This window comes from Paenibacillus spongiae (assembly GCF_024734895.1).
Lineage (GTDB): Bacteria > Bacillota > Bacilli > Paenibacillales > Paenibacillaceae > Paenibacillus_Z > Paenibacillus_Z spongiae.
Map to the genome: position 1 here is coordinate 5,753,619 of NZ_CP091430.1, position 15,547 is coordinate 5,769,165.

Below are 15,547 nucleotides of genomic sequence, written 5' to 3' on the forward strand. Positions count from 1 at the left end.
ACTTCGACGGATAGTATGAATAATAGCCTTGAGTGAAGATAAACGGGCATAAACAAAGAATTCCAGAGACTTTCGGCTCGTTTATGTGCCCGAATAATCAGGATAAAATTTCCAAAAATTACGAACGACTAGGAGTAAAAATCTTATGATATTTGATGTCATCATCATCGGCGGTGGTTCCGCAGGCCTAATGGCCGGCATCGCCGCCAGCGAAACCGGAGGCAGGGTCATTCTTGTCGATAAGGGAGATAAGCTCGGACGCAAGCTGGGCATCTCGGGAGGCGGAAGATGCAATGTAACGAACAATAAAGAGCTGGACGAGCTGATCAAGCATATCCCCGGAAACGGCAGATTTTTATACAGCGCCCTATCGCATTTTGGCAACAAGGATATTATCGCGTTCTTCGAGAACCTTGGCATCGCACTGAAAGAAGAGGACAACGGCCGCATGTTCCCCGTCACCGACAAGGCCAAGACCGTCGTCGATGCGCTGATCAATCAAGTGCGCAAGCAGGGCGTCGCGATCAGGGTCGACTCCCCTGTCGATAAGGTTCTGTACGCCGACGGCAGCGTTACGGGCGTGCGTCTGAAATCAGGCGACATACTCAGCGGCAAGAACGTCATTATCGCCTCCGGGGGCAAATCGGTTCCGCAGACCGGTTCGACCGGCGACGGATATGTCTGGGCTGAGCAAGCCGGCCATTCGATCACGGAGCTGTTCCCGACCGAGGTTCCCATAACATCCAACGAGCCTTTCATTCAATCGAAGGAGCTTCAAGGCCTGTCCCTCCGGGATATTGGCCTGTCCGTATGGAATCCCAAGGGGAAGAAGATCATCGAGCATCAAGGGGACATGCTGTTTACGCATTTCGGCATATCCGGACCTGCCGCGCTGCGGTGCAGCCAATTCGTCGTCAAAGCGTTAAAGCAGTATGAGGCCGGGAACATTATGCTTACCGTCGATCTCCTGCCCGATAAAAGCGTGGATGAAGTTTATTCGGAAACGTTGCATTTGTCGAAGACGGAATCGAAGAAGACCATCAAAAACGTGTTGAAGGGCTATGTGCCGGAACGTCTTATTCCGCTTTTGCTCCAAGCTGCCGAGCTGGACGAGGCTCTCACCTACGATAATATTCCCCGGCAGGGTTGGATGACGCTGGCCAAACATATCAAGGCCTTCCCGATCCGGGCGTACGGAACCCTTTCATTAAGAGAAGCATTCGTAACAGGCGGCGGGGTTAATCTGAAGGAGATCGATCCCAAAACAATGGAATCCAAGCTCATGCAAGGTCTATTTTTCTGCGGTGAAATTCTCGATATACATGGTTATACGGGCGGTTATAACATTACAGCCGCTTTCTCGACAGGCTACCTTGCAGGAAAAAGCGCAGCCCGCCAGCTTTAACATATGATCATGACGGCAAATACACACGCAACGATCGACAAGCCTCGCCAAAAATCCCCGATATGCTCTAAGAAGCGTACCGGGGATTTGGTATGACGATGGGGCACTAAGCTTTGACATCGCCGGAGAAATGGTTGTATGCGCCACCGTCAAGGAGGTATCCGCTGGAATCAGATGCATCGTCGTCACGGTTGCGAAGCGCGTCCGAATCCGTTTCCTGCGCAACGAGATCTTCATTGACCATATGGGCGGGAATTGGAATGGCGTCGAGACTGTACGTCGTGCCATTCATGACACCGTCTTCGATCAAGGCCTGGTTGGCAAGCGATCCCCCATGCGATTGGGCAATCTCAAGCGCGGTTGTCAAATCGCTCCCCTCCAAGTGGATGTGAAGCTCTTGGCTGCCGTGAAAGCTGGGATCATAGCCTAGTTCCCTCAGCGTTTCCGCCGCAAGCGCGGCAGATGCGTCATCGGCGAATCGGAACAGCAGTGCGGAATTCTGTGTCATATATGCAGTCATCCCCCTTCCAGTAAAATGCTTCCATTATGGTTAGGGTTCCCTAATCTACAATTCGCATACGCCGCAAAATATGGGGCTGTCCCATTACGACTTGCCCTTCTTTCGCTGCTTCAGCATCAGAACGTCCGACATGACTTCATTCGCCTTCCACCAATACAATCCGGCTATAGCTCCGCCCAGCAGACCCCCTACTCCGAACATTTGCACTCCTCCTGCAAGCCCGAGTACGACTGCGATGGGAAGAACAAGCCAGAGCCTCACCTGCTGAGCAGATTGCTTCATCATGCTGTCCGTCCAATTAAACTGTTCAATAAACGGTTCTTGAATGAAGTTCTCGCATAAAGACTGTACCCACCGCGCGATGAGCAGCGGAAGCAAAACCATCAGCAGAATCTTCACCCATAATGGCGACAGCAGCATGGCTGTTGTCGATACACTCAAATAGCCGAGCCATATCCGGATTTGGGAGAAGCGCCGAAGAAAGCTTTTGATCGTATTCTCCGCCAGCAGCGCTGCGGGCTCGAAGGACCGGAATATCCGCTTCGAGCTTCGCATAACGATCGGCTTGTTCATCTTGATCCTCGGCTTCCGTTCCATGATCGGACCGAGCAGCAGTTCCGTACTGGCGAGCCGGGCGCGGTGCTCCTGCTGAACGTCCGACTCGAAGGTATCGCGTGCACGGAGCTTCTTGGCGATCAGGAACGCGAGCGCGATAAGCCCCGCTGCGGGCTGCCACACGCTATGAATGCCTTCCGGCGTGTAGAGCAATGCCGAAACGATATAGGTCGCGGACAGCATCAGCATTGCCGCGAGCTTCCATGCTGTTCTGCGCCAGCCGCGGTAACGGCCCTCCAACAGGTTATGCCATAGGCTGCCGATGACGGACCACAGCCACGTTAAGAGGAACATCTCCAGTATCGTAATCCAAGCAAGGTCATGCGCGATGACCATAATGGGCAGTATGAATGCGAAGAACAGCGCGGCTGCAATCCCGCGTCCTAGAGCCGTATACGCCATGCCCCGTATAAATAGACCGCGACTCCAATCCGGTTTCTGCAGCAGGAAGAGCACGTCCGCCTCTTCCGCAAAGGTACGGAGCGTACCTGTGTTAACGATTAATAGCGCCGCCAGCTGCGTCGCCCACAAGGGAACCCGGTTCATCCATGGTGCAGGGTCGGTCCACAGCTCTGCATACATTCCCCCGCCGATCCAGAGAGCGGGGATGACAATATAAATCCACACCGACCAATCCAGAACCGTCCGCCATACGCGCCACTGCTCTAGCCAGCGCCTGCTCAGACGTCGCCGGAACAATTTTCCGCCGGTCCAGATCGCACCTCCGGCTCGCTTTGTTATTGGTTCCATTCCCGTCCCCCTATTGGTATCGTGGAGTGTCCTATGCATTTGTTTATGTAAGGGCATAGAAACAGTCGAACAGTGTCGCTTCCCGGGTGCAGGCAGCCTGCTGCCGCACATCGTCAAGCGAGCCTTGGGCAACGACCGAACCTTCGTTAACGAGCAGGAAGCGATCGCATATTCTCTCGGCGGTGTCCAGCACATGCGTACTCATGAGGACGCCCGCGCCGCGCAGCCTCTCGGATTGCAGCAGCTCGAGAAAATCTCTGGTCGCGCGGGGATCGAGACCGACGAAAGGCTCATCCACCACATAGATATCCGGCTCCAGCATGAAGCCGATAATAAGCATCATCTTCTGCTGCATGCCCTTCGAGAAGCCGGTGGGCAGCCGGTCGCGGTCACCCAGCATCCGGAATCGTTTCAGCAGCAAATTAGCCCGCTCGTGGAAGGTCTGTTCGTCCAGACCGAACGCCGAGGCCGCAAGCTGTAGATGCTCCCACAACGTCATATATTCATAGAGTACGGGTTGTTCCGGAACATAAGCGTATCGTCTGCCCTCGCCTGCGAACGTAACCGTTCCGTCCACATGACGCAGCAAGCCAAGAAGCGCTTTTACAGTCGTGCTCTTGCCAGCCCCGTTCGGTCCGATCAAGCCGACCAGCTCGCCTCCGCCCACGCTGAAGGCGACATCCTGGATGACAGGGCGGCCTTCCTCATACCCCGCCTTACGGATATCTACGGTTAGTACGTCCATTGTAAGCCCTCCATGTGCTATTTCGTCTCTGTTATCTATTTCTATACTACTGCGGGCAGGAATTAGTTTCAAACGATCTGCAGCATGGACGTTATTGTTAGACGTCTCATAATCTTGTAAGTAATGCAACAATACATGGGCAGAAACACTGGTTATTGAGATATTGTTGTATATTCTGCAATAAATCCTCCCGTTGAGTGGCTCACCAGTCGGTTTCATGTCCGCATTGCTGCAGAAATTGCAAGAATACTGCCTGTAGCGCCTGAATGACAAAGTAATGATGTACTTTTTACAACATTCTCTATATCTTTATCATCAGTTTGAACGGGTAGGAAGAACTATGGGAGTAGATCGTATCGATCGCGTTAACTCCGATACAACGAAATCCGGAGCGGCACCGATCCCCGAATTCTGGCACGAACTAATAAAAGCCGCATACTGCGGGCAGAACGCCCGCTGTATACGGCAATAATCATGAACTGCTATGTTTCCATCTCTTAAGTCCGATACGCCTTCAACGATTCGTTCAAGCCTGCAGTCTGCGTATATACCTGCTGATAGATTCGGAATAAGCCCGCGTAGGCAGCCGCTGCCGAAGACTGCGGCTTATAGACCGACGAGCGCTTCACGAAGCTCTCCGCGCATTCGTCAAGGCTGCCGAACCATCCGCACCCGTAAGCGGCCAGCATGGCGGCGCCCAGTCCGGGTCCCTGTTCGTTCTCCAGCGCGACAACGTCCGCGTTAAATATGTCCGCCTGCATCTGCAGCCAAACCGGGTTCTGCGCGCCGCCACCGATTGAAATAATCGTATCTACCGTCTTTCCGGCGGCACGGAACAGGTCGACGGATTCATTCAGGGAGAACGTAATGCCTTCCATAACGGCCCGGGCGAAATGAATCCGTTCATGCGAGCCGTCGATTCCGATGAAGCTGCCGCGGATCACGGCATCCGCATGCGGCGTTCGTTCACCGACGAGGTATGGCGTGAAGAGCAGTCCATTCGCGCCGGGCTGCACAGCGTCGACCCCGGCAAGCAGATCGTCGAACGATTCGTCCTTGGCGAATGTGTTCTTGAACCAGCTCAAGGAATAACCTGCCGCAAGCGTAACCCCCATCGAATAGAACGCGTCCTGCTTCCCATGGTTGAAGAAGTGCACCTTGCCTTCGTAGTCGCGGCCGCTGCCCTGCTCATAGGACAGGATGACGCCGGACGTACCGATGCTGCACATCGTCAGCCCGTCCTGCAGAATACCGGCGCCGATGGCTCCGCAAGCATTGTCCGCACCGCCGGCGAATACTTTCGTTCCGGCCGGCAAGCCGCAGCGCGAGGATTGTTCCGGCAGAAGCGTGCCTACGCAGGCATGCGACTCCACAAGCGGCGGGCAGAATGAATGCGGCAAGCCAAATGCAGCCAGCACATCATGACTCCATGTTTTGCCCGCCACATCGAGCATCAGAGTGCCTGCCGCGTCAGAGTAATCCATATGGAGCTGACCCGTCAGCCGATAGCGGACGTAATCCTTCGGCAGCAGAAACAGCTCCGCTTGGGCGAATGCTTCCGGCTCGTGCTTCTTCACCCAAAGGATCTTGGGAAGGGTGAAGCCTTCGAGCGCCGGATTCCGCGTTACACGCAGCAGCTTATCGCCTAGCAGCGATTCAATCTCGCGGCATTCCGCCGTTGTCCGCGTATCATTCCACAGAATCGCGTTGCGGACCGGAATGCCTTCGCCGTCAAGCAGCACGAGGCCGTGCATTTGACCCGAGAAGCTAATTCCTTCAACCGCTTCGGCAGCCGCACCGCTTACTTGCGTCAATTCATGCAGCGCTTCGATCGTGCCTTCAACCCAATCGTCGGGCCGCTGCTCGCTCCAGCCCGAGTGCTCATGGAAGAGCGGATAGCTGCGCGAAGCTTCCGCGAGCACTTCGCCTTCCCGGTTCAGAAGCAATACTTTCACCGCGCTTGTGCCCAGATCGACCCCAATGACATAGGACATCGTATTCAAGGACCTCCCTATACGCTGTAGATGATTTCGTTCAGCATCAGCCGGATACGCTCTTGACGGCCGGACTCATTCTTGATCGGCTTGTTCTGCAGCGCGTACTGCTCCAGCGTATGCAGCGTCACTTTGCCCGCCGCGATATCGGCGCCAATGCCTTCCTTATAGCTGCGGTAACGATTGTCGACGATGCCGTCCAGCACCTTGTCTTCGATCAGCTTCGCGGCAGCCTTCAGCCCCCACGCGTAGCTGTCCATGCCTGCGATATGAGCGAGGAACAAATCCTCGTCCTCGAACGATCCGCGGCGCACCTTCGCGTCGAAGTTGATACCGCCGGAGCCGATACCGCCTGCTTTCAGCACTTCGTACATGGTCAAAGTGGTTGCGTACAGGTCGGTTGGGAACTCGTCCGTATCCCAACCCAGCAGCAGATCGCCCTGGTTCGCATCCAGCGAGCCCAGCATGCCATTAATGGCCGCGACGCGAATCTCATGCTCGAACGTATGGCCGGCAAGGGTTGCGTGGTTGGCTTCCAAATTAAGCTTGAAGGAATCCGTCAAGCCGTATTTCTGAAGGAACGCAATCGTTGTCGCCGCATCGAAGTCATATTGATGCTTCGTAGGCTCCTTCGGCTTGGGCTCGATCAGGAATTGAGCGCCGAAGCCGATTTCCTTCGCATAATCGACGGCCATATGGAACATGCGGGCCAAATTGTCCAGCTCGAAGCCCATATCCGTATTCAGCAAGGTTTCGTAGCCTTCCCGGCCGCCCCAGAACACATAATTCTCCGCACCGAGACGTTTGCCGATTTCGAGCGATTTCTTGAGCTGTGCGCCCGCATAGGCGTAGACTTCGGCGTTGCACGATGTGCCTGCCCCGTGCACAAAACGCGGGTTATTGAACATATTGGCCGTATTCCAAAGCAGCTTGGCGCCGGAAGCCTTCATATTCTGCTCGAGCAGGTCGGCAATCACGTCGAGATTGCGGTTCGTTTCTTGAAGCGTCTCGCCTTCCGGCGCTATATCGCGATCATGGAAGCAATAATAAGGAATCCCGATTTTCGAGAGAAACTCGAAATTCGCGTCTACCCGGGCTTTCGCCTGATCCATCGCATCCGCGTAGTCCCAGCCGCGCACAGCCGTGCCCACACCGAACGGATCCGCCCCGGAGCCGACGAAAGTATGCCAATAAGCAACGGCGAAGCGCAGATGCTCCTCCATCGTCTTGCCAAGAATCTTCTCTTGCGGATTATAATGCTTGAATGCTAGCGGATTGTCGGAGCCCTTGCCCTCGTACTGAATCTTGCCGATGTTTGTAAAATAAGTCATCTCGATCATAGCCTCCTTATTTATCGTAACGATAGGCGCATTGAAGAACGTTCAGTGGCAGTGCGTCCTCCATTCGGACTTGAACAACCGCCTCAATGAATGGAAACGCTCTCCTTACGCTATATGGGTTTAGCATAGCATGACCTAACTTAGTTTGTCTATTAAACAAACTAAGTAATATGCTATACTGGAAACCATAAACTTGCATGCAGCACAATAGTAACCATAAACGTTACAGGAGCATCCACATCCATGAAAATGAAGCCCACTGGCGACCTCGCCATGATCAAGAAAATTAATACAGCCATCGTCCTGGAAGCGATCCTGAAGCATGCGCCTCTGTCGCGAGCGCAAATATCCGAACGAACCGGCCTCAATAAAGCGACGGTATCCAGCCTCGTGCAGGATCTCATCGACAACCAGCTTGTCCTGGAAATCGGACAAGGCGCATCAAGCGGCGGCCGAAAGCCCGTACTGCTGCTCTTTCATGCACGGGCAGGCTATGCGATCGGCATCGATCTGGGGGTTAACTATATCCGCGGCGTCTTGACCGACCTCGAAGGCGGCGTTATCGCCGGCTGCGAGCTGCCTCTGAAGACGAATGAGCAGCAGGCCGTCATCGAGCAGCTTGCCGCTTGCATCGACAGCCTGCGTAAAGAGATCCCCGACAGCCCGTACGGCCTTGTCGGTATCGGGGTCGGCGTTCCCGGCATCGTCGACGAACAGGGCATGATTCTGTTCGCCCCTAATCTCGGCTGGACGCAGGTCAAGCTGCAGCAAGCCTTAGAGCAGCGGTACGATGTGCCGATCAGTATCGATAACGAAGCCAACGCCGGTGCCCAAGGCGAACAGAAGTACGGCGCAGGGCGCGGAATCGCCCACCAAATCTATGTGAGCGTCGGCATCGGAATCGGCACCGGAATTATTCTGAACAAAGAGCTTTATAAAGGGGCATCCGGCTTCTCCGGCGAGCTGGGACACTTATCGATCGAGATGAATGGGAAGCACTGCCGCTGCGGCAATGACGGCTGTTGGGAGCTATATGCATCGGAGAACGCCTTGCTGGAGCAGGCCGAACCGCTTGGCTATACGGATCTGGATGCGCTGCTCCAGGCTGCCGAGGATGGCGATACTCGCGTACGCGAATTATTTTCCAGCATCGGGACGGCACTCGGCACGGGTATCGCGAATATTGTCAACGTCTTCAATCCCGACGTCGTTATTGTCGGAAACCGGATGAGCCGTGCCAAGCCATGGATCGGCGGCGCCCTGCAGGACGCGGTAGCGTCAAGAACGCTGTCCTACCACAGAGAACGGCTGCGGATTCTGTTCGCAGAGCTTAACGAACAGTCTGCCGTACGCGGAGCCGCATATGAAGCCATCAGCCGATTTTTTACCAAGATCAAAGGCGGCGTATATTAAACGACAGAAACAGGGACGAATTTCCTAAAGGAAATTCGTCCCTAAAGAATGCTTTCAATACGAACATAAGTTCGGTATAATGGAAGAGTAATAGAAAGGCTTGCAAGGGCGGCCCGGCTAATACTCCCTGAAGGGAGGTGATGCCCGTGGAGGTTAAAGACGTGTTGGCGCTTATGATCGGTGCCAGTTCGCTGCTAATTGCGCTCGTGACGCTGGTCCTAACCCTCGTCACCGTGCTTAACCAAAAAGAAGTAGGCCGCCCTGTAACGAGGAACGCGGCCTACTTCCGATGCTGCTGCTTCGTTCATGCCAACCGCCCTTGATAGCGGCTATTGCGCAGGGAGACCGGCGGCAACCGGCTCCCTTTGCATGCTTGGCTTCATCTGTTCTTACTATACCACAAGAGAGGTCGGCAGCGAAACAGTTAAGAGCGAACCGTCATTTTTTTGATATGGAAATCGCCGCATCCAGCAACAATTGCCCATCCTTCTGAATCGTGCGAATCACATCCTCCGTCGACTTCCCTTCACTGACTGCAGCTTCGACCTCCCGGTTAACTAGCTCCTGGAAGAGCGGATTGAACTTCTGAGTATCCACGTCCCCAGTTGAATTCGCGGGTGTTTGTACAGGCATTAGCTCAAACAGCTTCCCGATCAGCGGATCCTGCTTGTATTCCACATAAGTCCGGCGGACAGAGAAGCCTTCCATCCCTGTACCAAGACGCGCCTTGACTTTGGCCATATGGTCGCTGGTCATGAATCGGATCACGTCCCACGCCACCGCGGCATTGGCTGAATCAGCCGGTATTGCCATCGCATCGAAAACATAGATGCTGCTGGTACGCCCCCGGTCGGATGAGCTTACGGGCGGCGTAACCGTGCCAACCTCGAACGGATAACTGTTTCCGTCGTTATAATACACGATCGTCATGGCTGCTTTGCCTTTGCCGAACAGATCGCCGGCCTCTGCCGCTTCCTTCCCATACGTAACGACGTCGTCAATCACTTCGCCTTTCGTTCTATTCAAGGAAAGTGTGCCGTTCCGGTACAATTTAATGATGGTCTGAACCTTGTCGCGCCATAATGGCGTGTCCATCGTAATCTTGCCCTTCGCATAGTCGACCATCCGGATGCCCTCGCTTCTCGCGAAGCTGTCTAACATATCATGCGGCTGATTGATATATTGCTGATGGAAGCCGACGACACCGTCCTTCCCTCCGCCCTGATCGACGAATCGGCTGCCGAGCTCATATACCTCCGCCAGCGTCATTCCTTCCTGCGGCGGATCGATCTTGTATTGCTCAAATAAATCCGCGTTATAGTACAGGACGGCACTTTGAAAATCAGGTGCCAATCCGTATAATTTGCCGTCGCCCGGCCGCTTCATCCATTCGATCATGCCCGGATAAAAATCATCTTCCTTCATGCCGCTGTCCGTCAGCCGAACGGATAAATCCGTCAGAATCCCGCTCTCCGCAAGCATATCGTATCGCCAGCTGGAAGTTAGAATCAAGTCCGGCTTCTCTCTCTTAATCGCAGCAATATAATCATCGTCTGAAACCTGCGTTTTATAATCCGGTTCCAGTTCGATAAGCTGTACCTTCAGTTCAGGGAATGCCGCTTCGATGTAATCCTTGTAGGCAAATTCATAGAAGTCTTTTGAGCTGATGGCGATCTTGAGCGGCTTTTCCTTGCCGTTCCCGCCCTGTTCATCATTCGTACAACCCGATAATACCGCCACCAGGAACATAACCGCAGCTGCAAGCAGAATTCCCAAGCGACCCCGCCGCTTCATCATGGCTGTTCACCGCGCTTTCCCAGCTTGCCTAGCGAGGCATTCAGCTCCGTCTGGAGCTCCGCGAGCGCTTGATCCACCGTCTTCGTTCCGTTAACGACGTCCAGAAACTGCTTACTGCTTGCTCTCCCTAGAAGCGATGCCGCTTCGCCGTATCGGGCGTCGGCTTGAAGTGCCAGCTCAGCCGCTGCATTCGACGGATCCGGCTGCATCGAATAGAAGCCCGCCCATTTCTCCTTCGGCTGCGATTTCATCGCTGACATGCGGCCAAGCAGCTTGCCTCCATACCGGCTGCTCTGATCGAATCGCGATGCTATTTCCGGACCGGCCGTAAATTGCAGCAGCTCCCACGCCGCATCTTCGTTATTCGTGCTGGACGACATGGCATAGACGAACATCGGCTCCATATACTCTCCTTGATTCGTTGCGGCGGAATCAATTCGGTAGGACGAGGTCATCCATTCGAAACCCGGTTTCTTCTTCCCGCGGGCCTCTTCATCGATAAGGAAGCCGTAATAATTGCTGCCTGCCAGCGACATGGCCGCCTTCCCTTGCGCAAACAAATCGTTCTTCATGATCTCGCTCATGGAGACGCTTCCCTTAGTCATATCCATCTTCTCCGGGTATTGGATCCAACCGGCCTCGATCCCTTCCGCGACCTGCTCCCACACCCGTTTCCAGCCATCGGTCTGTACCATAGCCGTAACCCGTTCTTTCTCGAAGGCCAACGTTTTCAAGCCCGAGGATTGTCCGGCGATACGGGCGATCTCATAGGGGTTGCCACGCTCGTAAGTGGTCAGCCCCGCGGCATCCGTCCCGGCAAACCGGGAGGCCAGCTTCAAGATATCGTCCATTGTCGCCGACTCGTCCGGCAGGGGGATGTTATGTTTGGCAAACAGCGTCTTGTTGACAAACAACGCGCTCGACTGGAATTCGACCGGCAAACCATACAGCTCCCCGCCGCCCGCATTGCGGAGCAGGTCGATCAACGGCTTATGAATCGCTTCCACATCGAAATTGCTTTGCTTGATGAGTGTATCAAGCGCCTTCAGCTTCCCGTCCGCCGCAAGCTCCCTATACTTGTGCATCGGGAGCATGAGCAGGTCAGCATTCTCCTTGGCAAACCATTCCGAATATTTATCCGGATCTTGGAGGATTTCGCCTGATGCAAAGACCGTCTCGATCTGGACGAAAGGATGCCGAATGATGAATGGTTTCTTGATATTGTCAAAATCACCATACTCCACAAGCCCGACCTTCAGCACAGCCTCTTGACCGGCTAGAGGGTCATCGAAGATCGATGCCAGAGCATCATTGGAAGCCCCTTGTCCTGCCAGTTGCTTCAAATCATCGCGAAACCACCAACCGCCGCCAAGCAGCAGGGTGATGCTCAGAACTGCTGCCACTGCTCGGAACGGAGATTTTCGTGCATTGCGTTCATTCGATCGCATACGAATACGTTCCCTCACTTTACGTTCAAGTTTCGAGGTGAACCCATTCGTGAGCGGTGGCTTGCCGGCGAGCCGCCCTTCCCAATCCTGTTCCGGACCATTCATACCCACTCTTCCTCCCCGCATGCAGCCGTCTCCTTCGCCCATTTGCGGTTCACCGCTGCGCGCGCGCGGTGAAGCCTCGATTTGACCGTGCCTTCGGACACCCCTAGCAGCTCTGCCGCTTCCTTCATCGAGAGCCCATAATGGCTGTTAAGCAGCAGCGCTTCTCTCAGCTTGCGGGGCAGCTCAAGCACGATGGACCAGACCTCCTCCATATCCAGCTTGTCCATCGTTTCCCGTTCCGCTGAAGGATGCATTTCCCGGTCGAACCAGACCGGAAGAAGCGTCACCTTGCGCAGCCAGGAGGAGCGAAGAGCATCCCTGGCTTTGTTGCGCGTGATCGCCAGCAGCCATGTCTTGACGGACGATTGCCCCCGGAAATCGTAGAGTCGCTCGTATACCTTGACGAACACATCCTGGGCGATGTCATCCGCAAGCTCCCTCTGCCGGGTTAAGAAGAAGGCAAAGTTCCATACATCCTTGCCATATTCCCGCATCAGCTCATCGAGAACCGCAGAGCGGTCTAGTCCGCCGGTCACATGTTTCAAATAGTCGAACTGCTGCAAGTCGTTCACCTCTCACAAGTAGACGATTCAAGAAAAGAATGGTTCCCTTCTATTCGACGGGTAACGGGAACGCCGTCTTGAACAGCGACTGAAAGCGCTCCGACGTCTTGAAATAATACGTTTCTCCCGCGGCTTGCAGGATCAAATAACGCCCCTGCAGATCGACTTCAAACTGCATTCGGCGAAACCTATCCTGCTCATGGTCCTGATGAAGCTGCAAATACAAGACAGCCTCTCCAGGTTCATGATCAATCTCGTCAATCCCTTCTGATTCCAGCAAAGCTTCATAGAGCTCCAAGCCTTTCGCGTCCCGCTCCGTCACCATATTAAACGTTTGTCCCCCGCCATCCGATACCGTCATATTGAAGCCATCCTCCGCCGGGATTAATTCCTTATGTAGATAGGTCGTGATCTCGTTGCGGGGGAAGAAGAGCCGGTCAATGCGTTGATCAAGCGGATAAAGGCCGATAAGGAACAGCAGCGCGCCCAGCAGGATCGCCGTTTGCTTAACCTTTCGGTTAAGAGCCGCCCGTCTTTGCAGCATGTAGGCAATCAATAGGCCGGCGGGCAGCGGAAACTCATTCATCCGGAAAGTAAATGCAGCCAGCAGCATATAACCCGCAACTTTGAGCCATAGATACGGCTCCGGCTGTTTATCCGACTTTCTGTAGACGATGGCCGAAAGCAGGAGAAGCAGGCCATAGAACACGCTGAGCGATATCACCGTAGCCAGCTGCGAGACATTCATTAAACTTGTATTCATGTCGTTGTCCACAATCATTGCGTGCATCTCTCCTAACCTAAATTAAAACGACAGCGCCGGTGCGCTGCCGATCTTCACCTCTAAGTATGCGATATTCAAGCGATGATTTGTTAAACAATTCCTTTTATTATTATACGGTTATCTCCGCGCTTTGGTTGAGAAATTCGGCCGAATAAATCCAAAAAGCATAAGAAGAAACGGTTATCGCCGTTCCCTCGCTTCTATTTACAGCGCAAAAAGAGCATGAAGCCGTCCGCGGTGTCCCCGCTTGTAGGGCGACTTCATGCTCTTCATCCATTCATTGCGCGAGGCTTAATGAGTCCCCGCGCTTGCTGCGATTGGCGCACCGGACATCTCGCGGACAGGCGCTTTATGCTTGAAGATCGGGACGAGCAGCAGCGCTCCCGCAAACATCAGCAATCCGGCGATTGAATAGATCGTCACGAGCGGCATCACCTTCATTAACAGACCGGATGTCGCGATCGTCGTGACCATCATTCCGCTGAACATCGGACTAACCACGCCATTCACCCGGCCCACGAAGGATTCCTCGGACCACTGCAGCATCATCGTGCTGATGGCCACTTGGATGACCGGGAAGAACAGCCCGTTCGTGAACTGGAGAACCATCGTTAACGTAACGTTCGTCGAGAAGCCGATGCCGATCATGCAGACGGTGTTCACTAGCATGCCTAGCGCGAGCATCTTCTGCGGCGATAACCGCTTCGCCAAGGCCATGACCGATATCCCTCCGATAAGCATAGCCACGCCGTTAACCATCATCATAAATTGCAAAAATTCCTTCGGCTTGCCGAGCCGCTCCGTCACGATAAACAGCCCTAACGTCTGCACAATACCGACTGCAAGGCCGGCAAGCGCGAACGTGCCGCATAATGTGCGAAGCACCTGACTGCGCATCACATAGCGGATCCCATCCTTCAGATCCTGCGTTACACGACGTTTGACAGCCCCGGCATGCTCCTCTTTCCGATCTGCCGGTATACGAACCAGAACGAGTGCGGAGAGCAGGAACGCGATACCCATAACGGAGATTGATAATTCAATGCCTAGCTGATGATATGCTGCAATGCCAAGCGCAGGCCCGCCTACCATCATGATCGCAACAAGAGTTTGAAAGAAGGCCATCGCCGTCTGCAGCTGATTCTCCGGAATATGCTGCTTGAAGAGCTTCATCACTGAGGGCTGGGAGAACTGGGAGAGAATCGCGGATACCAAAGTGGCGAAATAAATGGCTTCCCACGCTTGGAATACGAGGGTAAGCAATACGACGAAGACCGATACAGAAGACAATATATCGCACCAGATCATCGTTCGTTTCGGACGCCAGCGGTCGGCGAACGTTCCTCCGATAAAGGAAAAGATAAAGATCGGAGCAAATTCGACGAACGAGATCAGCGAGACGGCAACCGGATCGTTGCCCGTCTTATCCGTGACAAACATAAGAATCGCAAAGTTGCGGACCCAAATGCCGATCTGTAATAATACATTCGATAACATAACCGTTTGAAAAAAACGGTTGCGCAGCAGTTGGCCTGCCGCGCCTTGTGACGCCGATACAGACGACATTCTACTACCTCCCTAAAATAGTTGACTGAAGACGACCGCCCAGCATAAGCGATGGTCTTCAATTCCAATCAACGCGCTCTGGGGCGCCGGTTATACCCTGCCGGTTCGAAGGGCTGAAGCTCCTCCAGCCAGAGTTCCTCCAGCGCTTTAAGCTCGTTACGGTATGATTGTATCACGTCACTCCGCAGTCCCGCCCCGTTCGGAAGGATGATATCTTTGTAGTCGTGACGAATATCATCCTCCAGCTTCAGCTGTGCAAGCACTTCAAACTCGAAGCCTACGCCGCCGGACTGAGTCCACTCCGCCTGCAGCGCCTTATTCATGTGCGTGCCCATCTGAAGCATGAACTCCTCCCGCTTCCATACGGAATCAAGCGTAGTAGACGAGCCCACAAACCGCTTGCCGTTATTCCGATTTATAATTTGGTATACGCCCATCGCGCGTTTCTTCATGCCGAATTCGTTCTGTAATTCTTTTCGTCTGTTCATAGCGTGCAAATCCT

14 protein-coding genes are annotated in these 15,547 nt (G+C 54.0%); 3 read left to right on the forward strand and 11 right to left on the reverse strand.

From position 1 onward, the window contains the following. Window positions 1–145: 145 nt before the first annotated feature. The gene (locus L1F29_RS26010; protein WP_258384937.1) at window positions 146–1,405 is read left to right on the forward strand and encodes a BaiN/RdsA family NAD(P)/FAD-dependent oxidoreductase; all 1,260 of its coding nucleotides are present in this window, start codon (window positions 146–148) and stop codon (window positions 1,403–1,405) included. A 106-nt stretch (window positions 1,406–1,511) separates the two neighbouring features. On the opposite strand, the gene L1F29_RS26015 is transcribed toward L1F29_RS26010, so the two are convergent. The 5 genes from L1F29_RS26015 to xylA form a co-directional block, all read right to left on the reverse strand. Further along, a complete protein-coding gene (locus L1F29_RS26015) occupies window positions 1,512–1,913 on the reverse strand; it encodes a hypothetical protein (RefSeq protein WP_258384938.1) in 402 nt (133 codons plus the stop codon). A 96-nt stretch (window positions 1,914–2,009) separates the two neighbouring features. Continuing rightward, complete coding sequence (locus L1F29_RS26020) at window positions 2,010–3,290, reverse strand: ABC transporter permease (protein ID WP_258384939.1); 1,281 nt, start codon at window positions 3,288–3,290, stop codon at window positions 2,010–2,012. Between the two features lie 43 nt (window positions 3,291–3,333). After that, window positions 3,334–4,035, reverse strand: coding sequence for an ABC transporter ATP-binding protein (locus L1F29_RS26025; RefSeq protein WP_258384940.1), 702 nt, complete (start codon window positions 4,033–4,035; stop codon window positions 3,334–3,336). 497 nt (window positions 4,036–4,532) lie between these two features. Beyond that, window positions 4,533–6,029 carry a xylulokinase gene (gene xylB / locus L1F29_RS26030; protein WP_258384941.1) on the reverse strand — a complete coding sequence of 499 codons (1,497 nt, stop codon included), beginning with the start codon at window positions 6,027–6,029 and terminating at the stop codon, window positions 4,533–4,535. 17 nt (window positions 6,030–6,046) lie between these two features. Next, window positions 6,047–7,360, reverse strand: coding sequence for a xylose isomerase (xylA, locus tag L1F29_RS26035; protein WP_258384942.1), 1,314 nt, complete (start codon window positions 7,358–7,360; stop codon window positions 6,047–6,049). A gap of 252 nt (window positions 7,361–7,612) precedes the next feature. On the opposite strand from xylA, the gene L1F29_RS26040 reads away from it, so the two are divergent. Beyond that, window positions 7,613–8,782 (forward strand): ROK family transcriptional regulator, encoded by a 1,170-nt coding sequence (locus tag L1F29_RS26040; protein ID WP_258384943.1) that lies wholly within the window; start codon window positions 7,613–7,615, stop codon window positions 8,780–8,782. 146 nt (window positions 8,783–8,928) lie between these two features. Then, the gene (locus L1F29_RS26045; protein WP_258384944.1) at window positions 8,929–9,105 is read left to right on the forward strand and encodes a putative holin-like toxin; all 177 of its coding nucleotides are present in this window, start codon (window positions 8,929–8,931) and stop codon (window positions 9,103–9,105) included. Between the two features lie 115 nt (window positions 9,106–9,220). On the opposite strand, the gene L1F29_RS26050 is transcribed toward L1F29_RS26045, so the two are convergent. The 6 genes from L1F29_RS26050 to L1F29_RS26075 all read right to left on the reverse strand — a co-directional run bounded on the left by L1F29_RS26050 (window position 9,221) and on the right by L1F29_RS26075 (window position 15,533). Continuing rightward, window positions 9,221–10,579, reverse strand: a complete 1,359-nt coding sequence (locus L1F29_RS26050; RefSeq protein WP_258384945.1) for an ABC transporter substrate-binding protein — start codon at window positions 10,577–10,579, stop codon at window positions 9,221–9,223. Continuing rightward, window positions 10,576–12,132: an ABC transporter substrate-binding protein gene (locus L1F29_RS26055; protein WP_258384946.1), complete on the reverse strand. Its 1,557-nt coding sequence runs from the start codon at window positions 12,130–12,132 to the stop codon at window positions 10,576–10,578. Before L1F29_RS26055 ends, L1F29_RS26050 begins: the two co-directional genes overlap by 4 nt. Further along, window positions 12,129–12,704 carry an RNA polymerase sigma factor gene (locus tag L1F29_RS26060; protein ID WP_373876434.1) on the reverse strand — a complete coding sequence of 192 codons (576 nt, stop codon included), beginning with the start codon at window positions 12,702–12,704 and terminating at the stop codon, window positions 12,129–12,131. The genes L1F29_RS26055 and L1F29_RS26060 overlap by 4 nt, the downstream gene beginning before the upstream one ends. Before the next feature lie 40 nt (window positions 12,705–12,744). After that, window positions 12,745–13,476 carry a hypothetical protein gene (locus L1F29_RS26065; protein WP_258384947.1) on the reverse strand — a complete coding sequence of 244 codons (732 nt, stop codon included), beginning with the start codon at window positions 13,474–13,476 and terminating at the stop codon, window positions 12,745–12,747. 294 nt (window positions 13,477–13,770) lie between these two features. After that, on the reverse strand, window positions 13,771–15,045 hold the full coding sequence (locus L1F29_RS26070; RefSeq protein ID WP_258384948.1) for an MFS transporter: 1,275 nt from the start codon (window positions 15,043–15,045) through the stop codon (window positions 13,771–13,773). 68 nt (window positions 15,046–15,113) lie between these two features. Then, window positions 15,114–15,533, reverse strand: coding sequence for a GIY-YIG nuclease family protein (locus tag L1F29_RS26075; protein WP_258384949.1), 420 nt, complete (start codon window positions 15,531–15,533; stop codon window positions 15,114–15,116). Window positions 15,534–15,547 lie beyond the last annotated feature (14 nt).

Excerpts from the sequence above, each read along its gene's own strand:
- L1F29_RS26010 (WP_258384937.1), top strand. The coding sequence starts at position 146 with ATGATATTTGATGTCATCATCATCGGCGGTGGTTCCGCAGGCCTAATG.
- L1F29_RS26015 (WP_258384938.1), bottom strand. The coding sequence starts at position 1,913 with ATGACACAGAATTCCGCACTGCTGTTCCGATTCGCCGATGACGCATCT.
- L1F29_RS26020 (WP_258384939.1), bottom strand. The coding sequence starts at position 3,290 with ATGGAACCAATAACAAAGCGAGCCGGAGGTGCGATCTGGACCGGCGGA.
- L1F29_RS26025 (WP_258384940.1), bottom strand. The coding sequence starts at position 4,035 with ATGGACGTACTAACCGTAGATATCCGTAAGGCGGGGTATGAGGAAGGC.
- xylB (WP_258384941.1), bottom strand. The coding sequence starts at position 6,029 with ATGTCCTATGTCATTGGGGTCGATCTGGGCACAAGCGCGGTGAAAGTA.
- xylA (WP_258384942.1), bottom strand. The coding sequence starts at position 7,360 with ATGACTTATTTTACAAACATCGGCAAGATTCAGTACGAGGGCAAGGGC.
- L1F29_RS26040 (WP_258384943.1), top strand. The coding sequence starts at position 7,613 with ATGAAAATGAAGCCCACTGGCGACCTCGCCATGATCAAGAAAATTAAT.
- L1F29_RS26050 (WP_258384945.1), bottom strand. The coding sequence starts at position 10,579 with ATGATGAAGCGGCGGGGTCGCTTGGGAATTCTGCTTGCAGCTGCGGTT.
- L1F29_RS26055 (WP_258384946.1), bottom strand. The coding sequence starts at position 12,132 with ATGAATGGTCCGGAACAGGATTGGGAAGGGCGGCTCGCCGGCAAGCCA.
- L1F29_RS26065 (WP_258384947.1), bottom strand. The coding sequence starts at position 13,476 with ATGATTGTGGACAACGACATGAATACAAGTTTAATGAATGTCTCGCAG.
- L1F29_RS26070 (WP_258384948.1), bottom strand. The coding sequence starts at position 15,045 with ATGTCGTCTGTATCGGCGTCACAAGGCGCGGCAGGCCAACTGCTGCGC.
- L1F29_RS26075 (WP_258384949.1), bottom strand. The coding sequence starts at position 15,533 with ATGAACAGACGAAAAGAATTACAGAACGAATTCGGCATGAAGAAACGC.